Annotated in this window: 13 protein-coding genes; 8 read left to right on the top strand and 5 right to left on the bottom strand. The window is 66.3% G+C overall.

What is annotated here, in order from left to right:
- Positions 1-120: 120 nt before the first annotated feature.
- Positions 121-1,239 (top strand): 3-deoxy-7-phosphoheptulonate synthase, encoded by a 1,119-nt coding sequence (locus tag FFI97_RS26710; RefSeq protein WP_095948192.1) that lies wholly within the window; start codon positions 121-123, stop codon positions 1,237-1,239.
- Between the two features lie 11 nt (positions 1,240-1,250).
- Here the strand turns inward: FFI97_RS26710 and FFI97_RS26705 are convergent, their stop codons facing one another.
- Together FFI97_RS26705 and mpl are read right to left on the bottom strand one after the other, a co-directional pair.
- Positions 1,251-1,760 carry a cupin domain-containing protein gene (locus tag FFI97_RS26705; protein ID WP_139703018.1) on the bottom strand — a complete coding sequence of 170 codons (510 nt, stop codon included), beginning with the start codon at positions 1,758-1,760 and terminating at the stop codon, positions 1,251-1,253.
- Positions 1,760-3,169: a UDP-N-acetylmuramate:L-alanyl-gamma-D-glutamyl-meso-diaminopimelate ligase gene (mpl, locus tag FFI97_RS26700; protein WP_139703019.1), complete on the bottom strand. Its 1,410-nt coding sequence runs from the start codon at positions 3,167-3,169 to the stop codon at positions 1,760-1,762. The genes FFI97_RS26705 and mpl overlap by 1 nt, the downstream gene beginning before the upstream one ends.
- A gap of 101 nt (positions 3,170-3,270) precedes the next feature.
- On the opposite strand from mpl, the gene FFI97_RS26695 reads away from it, so the two are divergent.
- The 7 genes from FFI97_RS26695 (at position 3,271) to FFI97_RS26665 (ending at position 9,685) form a co-directional block, all read left to right on the top strand.
- Complete coding sequence (locus tag FFI97_RS26695) at positions 3,271-3,867, top strand: hypothetical protein (protein ID WP_062481235.1); 597 nt, start codon at positions 3,271-3,273, stop codon at positions 3,865-3,867.
- Complete coding sequence (locus FFI97_RS26690; protein ID WP_139703020.1) at positions 3,867-4,427, top strand: TlpA family protein disulfide reductase; 561 nt, start codon at positions 3,867-3,869, stop codon at positions 4,425-4,427. The genes FFI97_RS26695 and FFI97_RS26690 overlap by 1 nt, the downstream gene beginning before the upstream one ends.
- A gap of 101 nt (positions 4,428-4,528) precedes the next feature.
- Positions 4,529-4,990, top strand: a complete 462-nt coding sequence (accB, locus tag FFI97_RS26685) for an acetyl-CoA carboxylase biotin carboxyl carrier protein (RefSeq protein WP_139703021.1) — start codon at positions 4,529-4,531, stop codon at positions 4,988-4,990.
- 2 nt (positions 4,991-4,992) lie between these two features.
- Positions 4,993-6,342, top strand: a complete 1,350-nt coding sequence (gene accC / locus FFI97_RS26680; RefSeq protein ID WP_062480332.1) for an acetyl-CoA carboxylase biotin carboxylase subunit — start codon at positions 4,993-4,995, stop codon at positions 6,340-6,342.
- A gap of 20 nt (positions 6,343-6,362) precedes the next feature.
- Entirely contained in the window at positions 6,363-7,253 is an 891-nt protein-coding gene (gene prmA, locus FFI97_RS26675) for a 50S ribosomal protein L11 methyltransferase (protein WP_139703022.1), read from the top strand.
- A gap of 82 nt (positions 7,254-7,335) precedes the next feature.
- The gene (locus FFI97_RS26670; RefSeq protein ID WP_139703023.1) at positions 7,336-8,724 is read left to right on the top strand and encodes a zinc-ribbon and DUF3426 domain-containing protein; all 1,389 of its coding nucleotides are present in this window, start codon (positions 7,336-7,338) and stop codon (positions 8,722-8,724) included.
- 58 nt (positions 8,725-8,782) lie between these two features.
- Positions 8,783-9,685 (top strand): carbohydrate kinase family protein, encoded by a 903-nt coding sequence (locus FFI97_RS26665; RefSeq protein WP_070060110.1) that lies wholly within the window; start codon positions 8,783-8,785, stop codon positions 9,683-9,685.
- A 117-nt stretch (positions 9,686-9,802) separates the two neighbouring features.
- On the opposite strand, the gene FFI97_RS26660 is transcribed toward FFI97_RS26665, so the two are convergent.
- The 3 genes from FFI97_RS26660 to FFI97_RS26650 form a co-directional block, all read right to left on the bottom strand.
- Positions 9,803-10,363 carry a histone H1-like DNA-binding protein gene (locus FFI97_RS26660; RefSeq protein ID WP_056575601.1) on the bottom strand — a complete coding sequence of 187 codons (561 nt, stop codon included), beginning with the start codon at positions 10,361-10,363 and terminating at the stop codon, positions 9,803-9,805.
- Positions 10,364-10,562: 199 nt separating this feature from the next.
- Positions 10,563-11,753: a ribonucleotide-diphosphate reductase subunit beta gene (locus FFI97_RS26655; protein ID WP_062480340.1), complete on the bottom strand. Its 1,191-nt coding sequence runs from the start codon at positions 11,751-11,753 to the stop codon at positions 10,563-10,565.
- Between the two features lie 212 nt (positions 11,754-11,965).
- Positions 11,966-14,878, bottom strand: a complete 2,913-nt coding sequence (locus FFI97_RS26650) for a ribonucleoside-diphosphate reductase subunit alpha (RefSeq protein ID WP_062480342.1) — start codon at positions 14,876-14,878, stop codon at positions 11,966-11,968.
- Positions 14,879-15,036: the final 158 nt, after the last annotated feature.

Raw genomic sequence — 15,036 nt, 5'->3', positions numbered from 1 at the left:
GACGAGAGGCGAGCGCGTAAAGCAAACGAACACCCTCCCAGAACCGCCGGTGGCTTCCAGCCCCCGGCGGTTTTTTTATGCCCTGACGATTTTTCATTCACACCAACAAGGAAGAGAACCATGAGCACGAACACCCCTCCCGCCGGCGACAGCTGGTATGCGAGCGTCGAAAAAACCAGCAAGACCGACGACGAACGCATCAAGGACATCAACGTGCTCCCCCCTCCCGAACATCTGATCCGCTTCTTCCCGATCCGCGGCACGCCGATCGAAACGCTGATCACCGGCACCCGCCGCGGCATCCACAACATCATGGCCGGCAAGGACGACCGGCTGCTGGTGATCATGGGCCCGTGTTCGATCCACGACCCGGCCGCGGCCCTCGAGTACGCCCGCCGCCTCAAGGCCGAGCGCGACAAGTACGCCGGCACGCTGGAGATCGTGATGCGCGTGTACTTCGAGAAGCCGCGCACCACGGTCGGCTGGAAGGGGCTCATCAACGACCCGTACCTGGACGAGAGCTACCGCATCGACGAAGGCCTGCGCATCGCGCGCCAGCTCTTGATCGACATCAACCGCCTGGGCCTGCCGGCGGGCAGCGAGTTCCTCGACGTGATCTCGCCGCAGTACATCGGTGACCTGATCGCCTGGGGCGCCATCGGCGCGCGCACCACCGAAAGCCAGGTGCACCGCGAGCTGGCCTCGGGCCTGTCGGCACCCATCGGCTTCAAGAACGGCACCGACGGCAACATCCGCATCGCCACCGACGCCATCCAGGCGGCGGCGCGCGGCCACCACTTCCTGTCGGTGCACAAGAACGGCCAGGTCGCGATCGTGCAGACCAACGGCAACCGCGACTGCCATGTGATCCTGCGCGGCGGCAAGACGCCGAACTACGACGCCGCCAGCGTCGAAGCGGCCTGCAAGGACCTCGAAGCCGCCAAGCTGCCGCCCACGCTCATGGTCGACTGCAGCCACGCCAACAGCTCCAAGCAGCACCAGAAGCAGATCGACGTGGCCAAGGACATCGCCGGCCAGATCGCCGGCGGTTCGAAGCGCGTGTTCGGCGTGATGATCGAAAGCCACCTGCAGCCGGGCGCCCAGAAGTTCACGCCGGGCAAGGACCAGCTCTCGGGCCTGGAGTACGGCAAGAGCATCACCGATGCGTGCATCGGCTGGGACGATTCGGTGCAGGTGCTCGAGACGCTGTCTCAAGCCGTCAAGCAGCGCCGGGGCTGAAGCGCTATCAGTTAGAGCATGCTGGCCAGGTCGGGCCAGTGGTGCCGCATCGACGCCGCCTCGTCGCTGCCCTGCGGCACCAGCGAGAAGTCCGCGAAGTCGAAGCCCGGCCCGACCATGCAGGCGACCAGCGTGTAGTCGCCGCTCGCGTGGCCCTGGATCGGGCGCGCGGCCTGCCACTGGCCGGCAGGCACCACGTGCTGCGGCCGGGTGCCGTGCACATCGACCGGGCCCAGCTTCACGTGGGCCGGCGCGGTCCGCATCGCAGCGTCGCAGGTCCACAGCGCCAGCGGCACGCCTTCCAGGTGCACCCAGACTTCGTCCGACAGCACCCGGTGCCAGCGCGAATGCTGGTGGGCTTCGAGCAGGAAATAGATGCTGGTCAGCGCGCTGCGCGGGGCGCGGCCGTCGGCGGGCGTCACGCTCGCGGCCGACCGGAACACCTCGCTGTACCAGCCGCCCTCGGGGTGGGGCTGGAGCTTCAGGGTGTCGATCAGTTCACGCGCGCGCATGCCGTTCATCATCCGTGGGCGGCGCGCAGGGCGTCCAGCAGTTTCTCGTGCACGCCGCCGAAGCCGCCGTTGCTCATGCAGACGATGTGATCGCCGGGCCGCGCCGCGGCCACGACCTGCTGCACCAGCGGCTCGATCGCGCCGGCGACCTGGGCGCGTGCGCCCATCGGTGCCAGCGCGGCGGCCGCGTCCCAGTCGAGGCCGGCCGTGTGGCAGAACGACAGGTCGGCCGATTCCAGGCTCCACGGCAGTTGCGCGGCCATCACGCCCAGCTTCATCGTGTTGCTGCGCGGCTCGAAGGCCGCGAGGATGCGCTCACTTTGCTTGCCGGCGTCGTCGAGCTTCTTGCGCAGCCCGTCGAGCGTGGTGCGGATCGCGGTGGGGTGGTGGGCGAAGTCGTCGTAGACGGTGATCGCGCCGCCTTGGCCCTCGACCGTGCCGCGCAATTCCATGCGGCGGCGCACGTTGCGAAAGCGCCCGAGTGCGCGGGCCGCATCGGCCGGCGGCACGCCCACGTGGTCGGCCGCCGCGATGGCGGCCAGCGCGTTCATCTGGTTGTGCAGGCCCGAGAGTTCCCACTCGACCCGGCCGACCACTTCGCCCCGGTGCAGCACGTCGAAGGCGTCGTGCGTGCCGCGCGCCTGCCATTCCGTGGCCGGGCCGCCGTCGCCGAAGCGGGCGAGTTCGCTCCAGCAGCCCTGGGCCAGCACGCGCTGCAGGCTCTCTTCGGTGGCGTTCACCACCAGGCGCCCGGTGCCGGGCACGGTGCGCACGAGGTGATGGAACTGGCGCTCGATGGCGGCCAGATCGTCGAAGATGTCGGCGTGATCGAACTCCAGGTTGTTCAGCACGGCGGTGCGCGGCCGGTAGTGAACGAACTTGCTGCGCTTGTCGAAGAAGGCGGTGTCGTACTCGTCGGCCTCGATCACGAAGGCCGGGCCGTCGCCGAGCCGGGCCGACACGCCGAAGTCCAGCGGCACGCCGCCGACCAGGAAGCCGGGCGCCTTGCCGCCCTGTTCGAGCACCCAGGCCAGCATCGAGGTGGTGGTCGTCTTGCCGTGCGTGCCGGCCACGGCCAGCACATGGCGGCCCTGCAGCACGTGTTCGGCCAGCCACTGCGGGCCGCTGGTGTAGGGCTTGCCGGCGTCGAGGATGGCTTCCATCAACGGAAACTTGGGGCTGCCGTCGGGCAGCCGGGCGCGCGAGACCACGTTGCCGACCACGAACATGTCGGGGGCGAGGGCCAGCTGGTCGGCGCCGAAGCCTTCGATGAGATCGATGCCGAGCGCGCGCAACTGGTCGCTCATCGGGGGGTACACGCCGGCGTCGCAGCCCGTGACCCGGTGGCCTGCTTCGCGTGCGAGGGCGGCCACACCACCCATGAACGTGCCGCAGATACCCAGAATATGAATGTGCATCGGCCAATTCTAGGGAGGCGCTGCGGGTGCCCCGGCGGCTTCGCCCCGGGCGCCGTACTGATGTTCATGTGAGGGACGTCCGCAGCGGGCAAAATGCCCCGATGGACACGTCCAAGCGTGAAATCGCCGCCGTTGCCGCCCGACTCGTCGTCGAGGAGGGGCTCGAGTACGGCCCGGCCAAGCGCCGGGCGCTGCGCGAACTCGGCCTCCCGACGCGCACCGCGCTGCCCAACAACGACGAGGTCGAGGCCGAGGTGCGCGACTACATCGCGGTCTTCTGCGCCGACACCCAGCCCCAGGAACTGCACGCACTGCGTCTGCTCGCGCTCGAGTGGATGGAGCGCATGGCCGTGTTCCGGCCGCATGTGGGCGGCGCCGTCTGGCACGGCACGGCCACACGTTTGTCAGACATTTATATTCAATTGTTCTGCGATGATTCCAAGTCGGCCGAAATCGCCCTGATCGATCACCACGTGGACTACGAGCCGCGCATGGTGACCGGCTTCCATGGCGAGCAGGTCGAAGCCCTCAGCGTCCACGCGCCGAGCCGGGCGCTGGGCGAGGAAATCGGGGTCCACCTGCTGGTGTACGACCTCGACGACCTGCGCGGCGCCCTCAAGCCCGACGCCCAGGGGCGCGCGCCGCGCGGCGACCTGAACGCGCTGCGCCGACGCATTGAACAAGAAAAGGACCAGTAATGACTTCAACGCCCACACGACGCGGCATGCTGTATGCCGGCGTGGCGGCAGTCGCTGCCGCGGCCGGCATTGCCGGCGCCTGGTGGCGTGAGCGCAATGACAGCGGCGTCGCGGCCACCGGCGGCGAAAAGCTCGATGCCGCCATGTTCTGGGACCAGCGCTTCGAGCGCCCCGAGGGCGGCGAGCTGGCCCTGTCGAGCCTGCGCGGCAAGCCCGTGCTGCTCAACTTCTGGGCCACGTGGTGCCCGCCCTGCGTCGAAGAAATGCCGATGATCGACGCCTTTTTCCGCGAACACAGCGCCAACGGCTGGCAAGTGGTGGGATTGGCCATCGACCAACCCAGTGCCGTGCGCAAGTTCCTGCAGCGCACGCCGGTCACCTACCCGACCGCGCTGGCCGGCTTGCAGGGCATGGAATTGGTGAAGAATCTGGGCAACACGGGGGGCGGCCTGCCGTTCACCTTGGTGCTCCATGCCGACGGTTCGGTGCTGGCTCGTAAAATGGGCAAGCTCGAAACGACCGACCTGGACGCTTGGCGACGCCAACTTGTTCACGGTTAGAATTTAAATACACAAGCTGGCGTTAGACGCCAAACGCCGAAAATCGACGGTTTTCGGTCAAGTTCTTTCCTAAAGACCGGCAAAGCTGGCACTGGAGTCCCATGGATCTGCGCAAACTCAAGACACTGATCGATCTGGTGTCCGAATCGAATATTTCCGAACTGGAAATCACCGAGACCGAAGGCAAGGTCCGCATCGTCAAGGGTGGCGGTGCCGCCCCCGTGCAGTACGTGCAGACCCTGGCCGCCGCGCCCGCCGTGGCAGCGCCCGCCGTGGCCGGTGCTGTTGCCCCGGCCGCCGCAGCCCCTGCCGTCGAAGCCGCACCGAGCGGCCATGCCGTGAAGTCGCCGATGGTCGGCACCTTCTACCGTTCGTCCAGCCCGGGCGCCGCGGCCTTCGTCGAAGTCGGCAGCAAGGTGAACGAGGGCGACACGCTCTGCATCATCGAGGCGATGAAGATCCTCAACGAAATCGAGGCCGACAAGGCCGGCACGGTCACGCAGATCCTCGGCGAAAACGGCCAGGCGGTCGAATACGGCCAGCCGCTGTTCATCATCGAGTAAGCATGTTCAAGAAGATTCTGGTTGCAAACCGGGGGGAGATCGCCCTTCGGATCCAGCGCGCTTGCAGCGAAATGGGCATCAAGGCCGTGATGGTCTATTCCGAAGCCGATCGCGAAGCCAAGTACGTCAAGCTGGCGCAGGAAGCCGTGTGCATCGGCCCGGCGCCTTCGGGCCTGAGCTACCTCAACATGCCGGCCATCATCTCGGCCGCCGAGGTGACCGACGCCGAAGCCATCCACCCCGGCTACGGTTTCCTGAGCGAGAACGCCAATTTCGCCGAACGCGTGGAGCAAAGCGGCTTCCAGTTCATCGGCCCGACGCCCGACAACATCCGCACGATGGGTGACAAGGTCTCGGCCAAGCAGGCCATGATCAAGGCCGGCGTGCCCTGCGTGCCCGGCTCGGAAGGCGAACTGTCGGACGACGCCGCCACCAACAAGCGCATCGCCCGTGCGATCGGCTACCCGGTGATCATCAAGGCGGCAGGCGGTGGCGGTGGCCGCGGCATGCGCGTGGTGCACACCGAGGCGGCGCTGGTCAACGCGATCCAGATGACCAAGGCGGAAGCCGCCGCGGCCTTCAACAATCCGGCCGTGTACATGGAGAAGTTTCTCCAGAACCCGCGCCACATCGAAATCCAGATCCTCGCGGACAAGCACAAGAACGCGGTCTACCTGGGCGAGCGCGACTGCTCCATGCAGCGCCGCCACCAGAAGGTGATCGAGGAATCGCCGGCCCCCGGCATTCCGCGCAAGCTGATCGAGAAGATCGGCGAGCGTTGCGCCACCGCCTGCAAGAAGATCGGCTACCGCGGTGCCGGCACCTTCGAGTTCCTGTACGAGAACGGCGAGTTCTACTTCATCGAGATGAACACGCGCGTGCAGGTGGAGCATCCGGTCACGGAGTTCACCACCGGCATCGACATCGTGAAGACGCAGATCATGGTCGCCGCCGGCGAGAAGCTGCCGTTCACGCAGCGCCAGATCGAGATGCGCGGCCACGCCATCGAGGTGCGCATCAACGCCGAAGACCCGTGGAAGTTCACGCCGTCGCCGGGCCGCATCACCATGTGGCACCCGCCGGGCGGCCCGGGCGTTCGCGTCGACTCGCACGTGTACACCAACTACTTCGTGCCCCCGAACTACGACTCGATGATCGGCAAGATCATCGTGTACGGCGACACCCGCGAACAGGCCATGGCGCGCATGCGCACGGCCCTGAACGAGACGGTGATCGAAGGCATCCAGACCAACATGCCGCTGCACCGCGAGCTGATGGTCGACGCCAAGTTCATGAGCGGCGGCACGAACATTCATTACCTCGAAGAGTGGCTCGCAGCGCACAAGCGCTGAGTCCACGCGCAACGCCCTGTATGTTTGAACTCCGCCTCATGGCGCCGGAAGACCGGGTCGAAATGCTCGGCGATGCGCTCGACGCCCTCGATGCGCTGAGCGTGTCGGTCGAAGACGCCGATGCGCAGACCGATGCCGAGCAGGCCCTGTTCGGCGAGCCCGGCATGCCGCCGCCCAAGGAGGGCTGGCAGCGCTCGCGCGTGATTGCGCTGTTCCCCGATGAGGATGCCGCCAACGAGGCCGCCTCGGTGCTCGCGTTGCAGGACTTCTTCGACGGCTGCGCGGTGCTCGGCGTGGCGCCGGTGCCTGATCAGGACTGGGTGCGGCTCACGCAATCGCAGTTCGCACCGGTCGAGATCACGCCCGAGTTCTGGATCGTGCCGACCTGGCACGAGCCGCCCGCGCAAGCCAGGCAGGTGATCCGGCTCGACCCGGGCCTGGCTTTCGGCACCGGCACGCACCCGACCACGCGCATGTGCCTGCGCTGGATCGCGACGCAAGGCGAGGGCGCTTTTGCCGACCAGCGCGTGCTCGACTACGGCTGCGGCTCCGGCATCCTGGCCATCGGCGCGGCCAAGTTCGGTGCGCGCAACATCGACGCCGTCGACATCGACGAAGCCGCGGTCTCCTCGACCCGGCTCAACGCCGAGGCCAACGGTGTGCAGCTGAACGCGGGCCTGCCCGAAGCAGCGAAGGGCGAGTACCAGACGGTGCTTGCCAACATCCTCGCGACGCCGCTCAAGGTGCTGGCGCCGCTGCTGCGCAGCCATGTGGCCGCCGGCGGCTCGCTGGTGCTGGCCGGCATCCTCGAGCGCCAGGCCGACGAGCTCAAGGCGGCCTACGCGCCGTACGCCGCGCTCGAAGTCAGCGACACCGAGGACGGCTGGATCCTCATGACCGCGCGCTGCTGAAGCGCGCGGCCGGGCGCTCGCACCGCGGGCGCCCCGGGCACCTGCCTGCACGGCGAGGGCCCAACCCTACAATCGCCCGGTCATGAGCCTCGTCACGCGTTGCCCCGCCTGCACCACCACCTTCAAGGTGGTGCGCGACCAGCTTCGCATCTCGGACGGCTGGGTGCGCTGCGGCCGCTGCAGCCACGTGTTCGATGCCACGCTCGACCTTCAGGAGGCGCCCGATGGTGCGGTGTCCGCGCCTGCCGCGCCGGCACCTGCACCCACGCCGGCAGCTTCGCCGATGTCGTCGATGGCCGCACTGGTGGCGTCTTTCGACGACGCGCGCCTCGACTTGGCGGCCGTGCGGCCGGCGGTCGAGGAGGCGGACTTTCTCGACGACGAGTCCGAGCCGCAGGCGCCACCGCCTGCCCCGCAAGACGAAGCCGGACTGTCGACCGCTGCCACCAACGTCGCGCCGGCTGCGTCCCCGCTGCCTTTCGAGCTGACGCTGCCCGCGCACGGCCTCGCCGCGGATGAGCCCTGGTCCGACCTCGACGCCACCGAGCCCGCATGGCGTCCGCCCGCGAGTTCGCTGCCGCCGTTTCCGAACATCGACCTGAACCTCGGCGCGCCGCCGCCCGCATCGCCGCCGCCTGCGCCGCCCTTGCCCGACCTGCCGCGCAGCTCAGCGCTGCGCGGGCTGGTTGCAGCGACCGGTGAGAACGACGACGGCGCGGCCGCGGAGCGCGAGCAGGAAGAGAAGGACCACGACCAGCTCCTGATCCAGAAGGCGCTGCGCCGTGCGCGCGCCAAGTCGGCCAAGATCGCGAACGCCAAGGCGCGTGACGCGCAGCACGAAGAGGCCGCCGCGCCGCTGCCGGGCCCCGGCGTGCGGGCCGAAGGCGAGCCGGATTTCTCGCTCTCCGCGACCTTCGAGGCGCCTGAAGACCATCCCTTCGCCGAAGAAGACGAGCCGGCTGACAAGTCTCCTGGCTTCTGGCAACGCAAGGGCATGCGTCGCCTGCTCGTGCTGCTGGCCGTGCTCGCAGCGTTGGTCCTCATCGTGCAGATCGTTCGCCACGAGCGCGACGGCATCGTGGCGCGCCAGCCGAACCTGCGGCCCGCCCTGTCGGCGCTGTGCCAATACACCGGTTGCGAGCTCGCGGCGCTGCGCCAGATCGGCGACATCGTGATCGAAGGCGCGGCCTTCGCGCGCGAGAAGAGCGGCGGCAACGACTACCGGCTGAGCTTCACCTTGCGCAATGCGGCGACCGTGCCGCTCGCCATGCCGGCCATCGAACTGTCGCTGCTCGACACGCAGGAACAAGCCGTCGTGCGGCGCGTGCTGACGCCGGCCGACTACGGCGCGCCGGGCGTGCTGGCCGCGCGTGCCGACCGCGAGGCCTCGCTGCCGCTGACCCTGTCGGTCAGCGAGGCGGCGGCACTGCCGCCGATCGCGGGCTACCGCGTCGAAGCTTTCTATCCCTGAGCGGAGCGCCGACACGCGCGCCGCTCGTTCCCTTTCTCATCCAACCTACGGTCCACCCATGGCAGCAGTGATTTGCGGTTCCCTCGCGTTCGACACCATCATGACTTTCGAAGGCCGGTTCGCCGACCAGATACTGCCGGACCAGCTGCACATCCTGAATGTGTCGTTCCTGGTGCCGGGCCTGCGCCGTGACTTCGGCGGCTGCGCCGGCAACATCGCCTACAGCCTCAACGCCCTGGGCGGCACGGCGCTGCCGATGGCCACGCTGGGCAGTGACGGCGCCGACTACGCCGAGCGCATGCGCACGCTGGGCATCAGCACGGAGTTCGTGCGTCAGCTCGACGACACCTTCACCGCGCAGGCGATGATCATGAACGACACGGACAACAACCAGATCACGGCGTTCCATCCCGGCGCGATGCAGCAGGCGCACATCACGAAGGTGGTGGCGCGCGAGGACATCAAGCTCGGCATCATCGCGCCCGACGGCCGCGAGGCGATGCTGCAGCACGCCGAGCAGTTCGCCGCCGCCGGCATTCCCTTCGTGTTCGATCCGGGCCAGGGCCTGCCGATGTTCGACGGCGACGCGCTGCGCCACTTCATCGAGCTCGCGAGCTGGGTGGTGGTCAACGACTACGAAGGCAAGATGCTGTCGCAGCGCACGGGCTGGAGCCTGGCCGAGATCTCGCAGCGCGTGCGTGGCCTCGTGGTCACGCTGGCGGCCGAGGGCTGCGAGGTGTGGACCGGTGGCGAGCGCGAGCACGTGCCTGGCGTGACGCCCACGGCCGTGGTCGAGCCCACGGGCTGCGGCGACGCGTGGCGCGGCGGCCTGCTGTACGGCCTGGAAAAGGAATGGCCGCTGGCGCGCTGCGCAGCGCTCGGCAACCGCATCGGTGCGCTCAAGATCGCGCAGCGCGGACCGCAGAACTACCAGATCGACCGCGCGACGCTCGACCTGTGATTCGCTGACGACCCGCCCGCATCGCTTCGGCGATTCAGCGGCGGCGGGCGCCCATGAAAAAAGCCCGGCACCTTGCGGTGCCGGGCTTCGTGCCTTTCAAGGCCGCTGAGAATTCACTCAGGGCTTGCTGGCCGTCGGAAACGGCCAGGCTGCCTGGGGATTCAGCGTCGTTTGCGCCGCAGGGGCAGGCGCTACGGCAGCCTTCGCAGGTGCGGCGGCCTTCTTGGCAGCAGGCTTCTTGGCAGCAGCGGCAGGCTTGGCAGCGGGCTTTTTCGCGGCTTTCTTGGCCGCGGCCTTCTTGGCAGGGGCCTTCTTGGCGGCAGCCTTCTTCGCAGGGGCCTTCTTGGCAGCAGCCTTCTTGGCAGGCGCCTTCTTCGCTACGGCCTTCTTGGCAGGCGCCTTCTTGGCGGCGGCCTTCTTTGCCGGAGCCTTCTTGGCAGCGGCCTTCTTCGCCGGTGCAGCCTTCTTCGCTACGACCTTCTTGGCTGCAACCTTCTTGGCCGCGACCTTCTTTGCCGGAGCCTTCTTCGCTACGACCTTCTTGGCGACAGCCTTCTTAGCCGGAGCCTTCTTGGCCGCGACCTTCTTGGCCGGAGCCTTCTTCGCGGCGACAGCCTTCTTAGCCGGAGCCTTCTTTGCAGCGGCCTTCTTGGCCGGCGCTTTCTTTGCAGTTGCCATTTCTATTTCTCCTTGATCAAGTTGAAAAAATCAACCTATTGAAGCACTCCACGCGCGTTGGGAGCGTGAAGCGATTCATGGCGTTGGAATCTGAGCCCCAGCACCATGAACACCTGAGCCCTCGTCCATGCCGCGCTCTTTGGCGCAGTCGGTGGCAAGGGCAATTCTTGAATTCATGAATTGTTGTGTATCGAAAAATTCAATCCCAGGAGAGCGCACCACCCGACTGGTACTCGATCACGCGGGTTTCGAAAAAGTTGCGCTCTTTCTTCAGGTCAATCATTTCGCTCATCCAGGGGAACGGGTTTTCCTCGTTCGGGAAGAGCGTTTCGAGGCCGATCTGCTGCGCGCGCCGGTTGGCGATGTAGCGCAGGTAGCCCTTGAACATGGAGGCGTTCATGCCGAGCACGCCACGCGGCATGGTGTCTTCGGCGTATTTGTATTCGAGCTCGACGGCCTTCATGAAGAGGTCCTTGATCTCGGCCTTGAACTCTGCGGTCCACAGGCCGGGATTCTCGAGCTTGAGCTGGTTGATCAGGTCGATGCCGAAATTGCAGTGCATCGACTCGTCGCGCAGGATGTACTGGTACTGCTCGGCGGCGCCGGTCATCTTGTTCTGGCGGCCCAGCGCAAGGATCTGCGTGAAGCCGACGTAGAAGAAGAGACCCTCCATCAGGCAGGCGAACACGATGAGCGACTTGAGCAGCGTCTGGTCGGTCTCGTGCGTGCCGGTCTTGAAGTTCGGGTCGCTGATGGCGTCGATGAACGGGATCAGGAACTGGTCCTTCTCGCGGATCGATGGCACTTCGTTGTAGGCGTTGAAGATCTCGCTCTCGTCCAGGCCGAGCGACTCGACGATGTACTGGTACGCGTGCGTGTGGATCGCTTCCTCGAAGGCCTGGCGCAGCAGGAACTGGCGGCACTCGGGAGCCGTGATGTGGCGGTAGGTGCCCAGCACGATGTTGTTGGCGGCCAGCGAGTCGGCGGTCACGAAGAAGCCGAGGTTGCGCTTGACGATGCGGCGCTCGTCTTCGGTCAGGCCGTTCGGGTCCTTCCACAACGCGATGTCGCGCGTCATGTTCACCTCTTGCGGCATCCAGTGGTTGGCGCAGGTGGCGAGGTACTTTTCCCAGGCCCACTTGTACTTGAACGGCACCAGCTGGTTGACGTCGGTCTGGCCGTTGATGATCCGCTTGTCGGAAGCCTTGACGCGCTGGCCTGCAGCGGCGGCCACCGGTGCGGTGGCAGTGGCGGGTTGTGCAAGCGACGAAGTCGGAGCGGCGACCGCGCGGCCAGCGGAAAGACCGCCGGTCGATGCGTGGTGCTGCTGCAATCCTTGTTGCATATCCTTTGGTAAGGAGGGCTTGACTTCTTCGTCCCAGGTCAACATAGAAAAATCCAATGCGCAATTATCGGAGCAACGATGTGAGTTGCAAAGTGCTCGTTCACATCGTGCGCCATTTATGGGGTTGTTATGTTGCTCGCATGCATCGCGCGACGTCAGTCAATGCCTTGATTGATTGAACGTCGCGCGCTTTTCACTTGTGCGAGCACCTCGCTGATCGATCGAAGCGTCTTGTGTGTTGACGCTTCACTTGCACATCACTGGCAGGCTTCGCAGGTCGGATCGTCGACACCGCAGAACGCGATGTCGGTGGCGGGCATTGCGCTCATCTGTGCCTTCGCTGCAGCAGCGGCGGCTTCGAGTGCGCTCATGCCCGAGGGTGCGTCGTTGCCCGACGACACCGCGTTGAGACGGCCCGATTGCACCGTCGACTTTTCAGCGTGCGTCGCGCTCTGCGTGCGCAGGTAGTAGGTGGTCTTCAGGCCGCGCAGCCAGGCGAGCTTGTAGGTGTCGTCGAGCTTCTTGCCCGAGGCGCCGGCCATGTAGATGTTCAGCGACTGCGCCTGGTCGATCCACTTCTGGCGACGCGCGGCGGCTTCCACCAGCCACGTCGTCTCGACTTCGAACGCGGTGGCGTACAGCGCCTTCACGTCCTGCGGCACGCGGTCGATGGGACGCAGCGAACCGTCGAAGTGCTTCAGGTCCATGACCATCACGTCGTCCCACAGGCCCAGGCGCTTCAGGTCGCGCACCAGGTAGTGGTTGATCACGGTGAACTCGCCCGAAAGGTTCGACTTGACCGACAGGTTGCCGAAGCAGGGTTCGATCGAGGCGTCCACGCCGATGATGTTCGAGATGGTCGCCGTGGGGGCGATGGCCACGCAGTTCGAATTGCGCATGCCGTCGGCCTTGATCTTGGCGCGCAGCGAATCCCAGTCGAGGGTGGCCGAGCGGTCCACTTCGACGTAGCCGCCGCGGGCCTTCTCGAGCAGGTCGAGCGAGTCGATCGGCAGGATGCCCTTGTCCCACAGCGAGCCCTTGTAGCTGGAGTACTTGCCGCGTTCCTTGGCCAGCTCGGTCGAGGCCCAGTAGGCGTGGTAGCAGATGGCTTCCATCGATTCGTCGGCGAACTGCACCGCTTCCTGCGAGGCGTAGGGAATACGCAGTTCGTACAGCGCGTCCTGGAAGCCCATCAGGCCCAGGCCGACCGGGCGGTGGCGCAGGTTCGAGTCGCGCGCCTTCTTCACGGCGTAGTAGTTGATGTCGATCACGTTGTCGAGCATGCGCATCGCGGTCGAGATGGTGCGCTTGAGCTTTTCCTGGTCGACCTTGCCGTCCTTCAGGTGCTGCAGCAGGTTCACGGAACCCAGGTTGCACACGGCGGTTTCGGTGTCGCTGGTGTTCAGCGTGATCTCGGTGCACAGGTTCGACGAGTGCACGACGCCGGCGTGCTGCTGCGGCGAGCGCACGTTGCAGGCGTCCTTGAACGTGATCCAGGGGTGGCCGGTCTCGAACAGCATCGTGAGCATCTTGCGCCACAGGTCCGAGGCCTGGAGGGTGCGCGCGGGCTTGATCTCGCCGCGGGCGGCCTTTTCTTCGTAGGCGACGTAGGCCTTCTCGAAGTCGGCGCCGAACAGGTCGTGCAGGTCAGGCACGTTGGAGGGCGAGAACAGCGTCCAGGTGCCCTTTTCCATCACGCGGCGCATGAACAGGTCGGGGATCCAGTTGGCGGTGTTCATGTCGTGCGTGCGGCGGCGGTCGTCGCCGGTGTTCTTGCGCAGCTCCAGGAACTCCTCGATGTCGAGGTGCCAGGTTTCCAGGTACGTGCAGACGGCGCCCTTGCGCTTGCCGCCCTGGTTCACGGCCACGGCCGTGTCGTTCACCACCTTCAGGAAGGGCACCACGCCCTGCGATTCGCCGTTGGTGCCCTTGATGTGGCTGCCCAGTGCGCGCACGCGGGTCCAGTCGTTGCCCAGGCCGCCGGCGAACTTCGACAGCAGCGCGTTTTCCTTGATCGACTCGTAGATGCCGTCCAGGTCGTCGGGCACGGTGGTCAGGTAGCAGCTGGACAGCTGCGAGCGCAGCGTGCCGGCGTTGAACAGGGTGGGCGTGCTCGACATGAAGTCGAACGACGACAGCACTTCGTAGAACTCGATGGCGCGGGCTTCGCGGTCGATTTCGTTCAGCGACAGGCCCATGGCCACGCGCATGAAGAACGCCTGCGGCAGCTCGATGCGGGTCTTGCGCACGTGCAGGAAGTAGCGGTCGTACAGCGTCTGCAGGCCCAGGTAGTCGAACTGGTTGTCGCGCTCGGCCTTCAGGGCGGCGCCCAGACGGGGCAGGTCGTACTGCAGCAGCTTCTCGTCGAGCAGCTCGTTCTCGACGCCCTTCTTGATGAACTGCGGGAAGTAGTCGGCGTAGGCGGTGGCGCGCTCGACCGGCATCACTTCGCGGCCGATGATTTCCTTGAAGATCGTGTGCAGCAGCAGGCGCGCGGTGGCGAAGGTGTAGTCGGGGTCCTTCTCGATCAGCGTGCGGGCGGCCAGGATGGAGGCCTTGTAGACCTCGTCCAGCGGCACGCCGTCGTACAGGTTGCGCATCGTCTCGGCGACGATGGGGGCGGCGGTGATGCTGTCGCCCAGGCCCTGGCAGGCCGATTCGATCAGGCCCTTGAGCTCGTTCAGGTCCAGGGCCACGCGCTCGCCGTTGTCGAGCACGTGCAGCGCCGGTGCGGCGGGCACGTCCTGCTCGCCCTGCTTGGAGCGTTCCTGGGTGCGGCGTTCGCGGTACAGCACGTAGGCGCGCGCGATTTCATGGTGGCCGCCGCGCATCAGGCCGAGCTCGACCTGGTCCTGCACGTCTTCGATGTGGAAGGTGCCGCCGCCCGGACGCGAGCGCACCATGGCGCGGATCACGCCTTGCGTCAGCGTGTCGACGGTTTCGCGCACGCTGGCGGAAGCCGCGCCCTGGGTGCCGTGCACCGCCAGGAAGGCCTTCATCATCGCGATGGCGATCTTGTTCGGTTCGAAGGGAACGACGGCGCCGTTGCGGCGGATGATCTGGTAGTGCGCGAGGTTCTGACCGGTGGGCGAGCCCGCAGTGTCTTGTTGCTGCTGCGGCGTCGCGGGGACGGCGCGGGGGGTCGACGGGGTGTTCAGTGCAGTTTGCATTCGCTTCCTCTCGGTTGTGCAATTCTTGTTGGTTGGCAAGGCCTCGCGGGCCTTGCGTCGGCGTTGTTGCCGAACGGGAAGACACTATATCTAGGGTGTCTGTGCCCTACAAGCCACTACAGGTAGTGTTTTCCTATGGACGCAACCCTTGCAGGAAT

The organism is Variovorax sp. KBS0712, assembly GCF_006323185.2.
Classification (GTDB): Bacteria; Pseudomonadota; Gammaproteobacteria; order Burkholderiales; family Burkholderiaceae_C; genus Variovorax; species Variovorax boronicumulans.
Note: the sequence above shows the minus strand (reverse complement) of the source record. Positions and strands in the feature narration are given on the sequence as shown.

What these genes read in the sequence shown, in the direction of transcription:
- FFI97_RS26650 (WP_062480342.1), bottom strand. Translation starts at nt 14,878, where the DNA reads ATGCAAACTGCACTGAACACCCCGTCGACCCCCCGCGCCGTCCCCGCG.
- FFI97_RS26690 (WP_139703020.1), top strand. Translation starts at nt 3,867, where the DNA reads ATGACTTCAACGCCCACACGACGCGGCATGCTGTATGCCGGCGTGGCG.
- mpl (WP_139703019.1), bottom strand. Translation starts at nt 3,169, where the DNA reads ATGCACATTCATATTCTGGGTATCTGCGGCACGTTCATGGGTGGTGTG.
- FFI97_RS26705 (WP_139703018.1), bottom strand. Translation starts at nt 1,760, where the DNA reads ATGAACGGCATGCGCGCGCGTGAACTGATCGACACCCTGAAGCTCCAG.
- FFI97_RS26660 (WP_056575601.1), bottom strand. Translation starts at nt 10,363, where the DNA reads ATGGCAACTGCAAAGAAAGCGCCGGCCAAGAAGGCCGCTGCAAAGAAG.
- FFI97_RS26665 (WP_070060110.1), top strand. Translation starts at nt 8,783, where the DNA reads ATGGCAGCAGTGATTTGCGGTTCCCTCGCGTTCGACACCATCATGACT.
- FFI97_RS26710 (WP_095948192.1), top strand. Translation starts at nt 121, where the DNA reads ATGAGCACGAACACCCCTCCCGCCGGCGACAGCTGGTATGCGAGCGTC.
- accB (WP_139703021.1), top strand. Translation starts at nt 4,529, where the DNA reads ATGGATCTGCGCAAACTCAAGACACTGATCGATCTGGTGTCCGAATCG.
- FFI97_RS26655 (WP_062480340.1), bottom strand. Translation starts at nt 11,753, where the DNA reads ATGTTGACCTGGGACGAAGAAGTCAAGCCCTCCTTACCAAAGGATATG.
- prmA (WP_139703022.1), top strand. Translation starts at nt 6,363, where the DNA reads ATGTTTGAACTCCGCCTCATGGCGCCGGAAGACCGGGTCGAAATGCTC.
- FFI97_RS26695 (WP_062481235.1), top strand. Translation starts at nt 3,271, where the DNA reads ATGGACACGTCCAAGCGTGAAATCGCCGCCGTTGCCGCCCGACTCGTC.
- FFI97_RS26670 (WP_139703023.1), top strand. Translation starts at nt 7,336, where the DNA reads ATGAGCCTCGTCACGCGTTGCCCCGCCTGCACCACCACCTTCAAGGTG.
- accC (WP_062480332.1), top strand. Translation starts at nt 4,993, where the DNA reads ATGTTCAAGAAGATTCTGGTTGCAAACCGGGGGGAGATCGCCCTTCGG.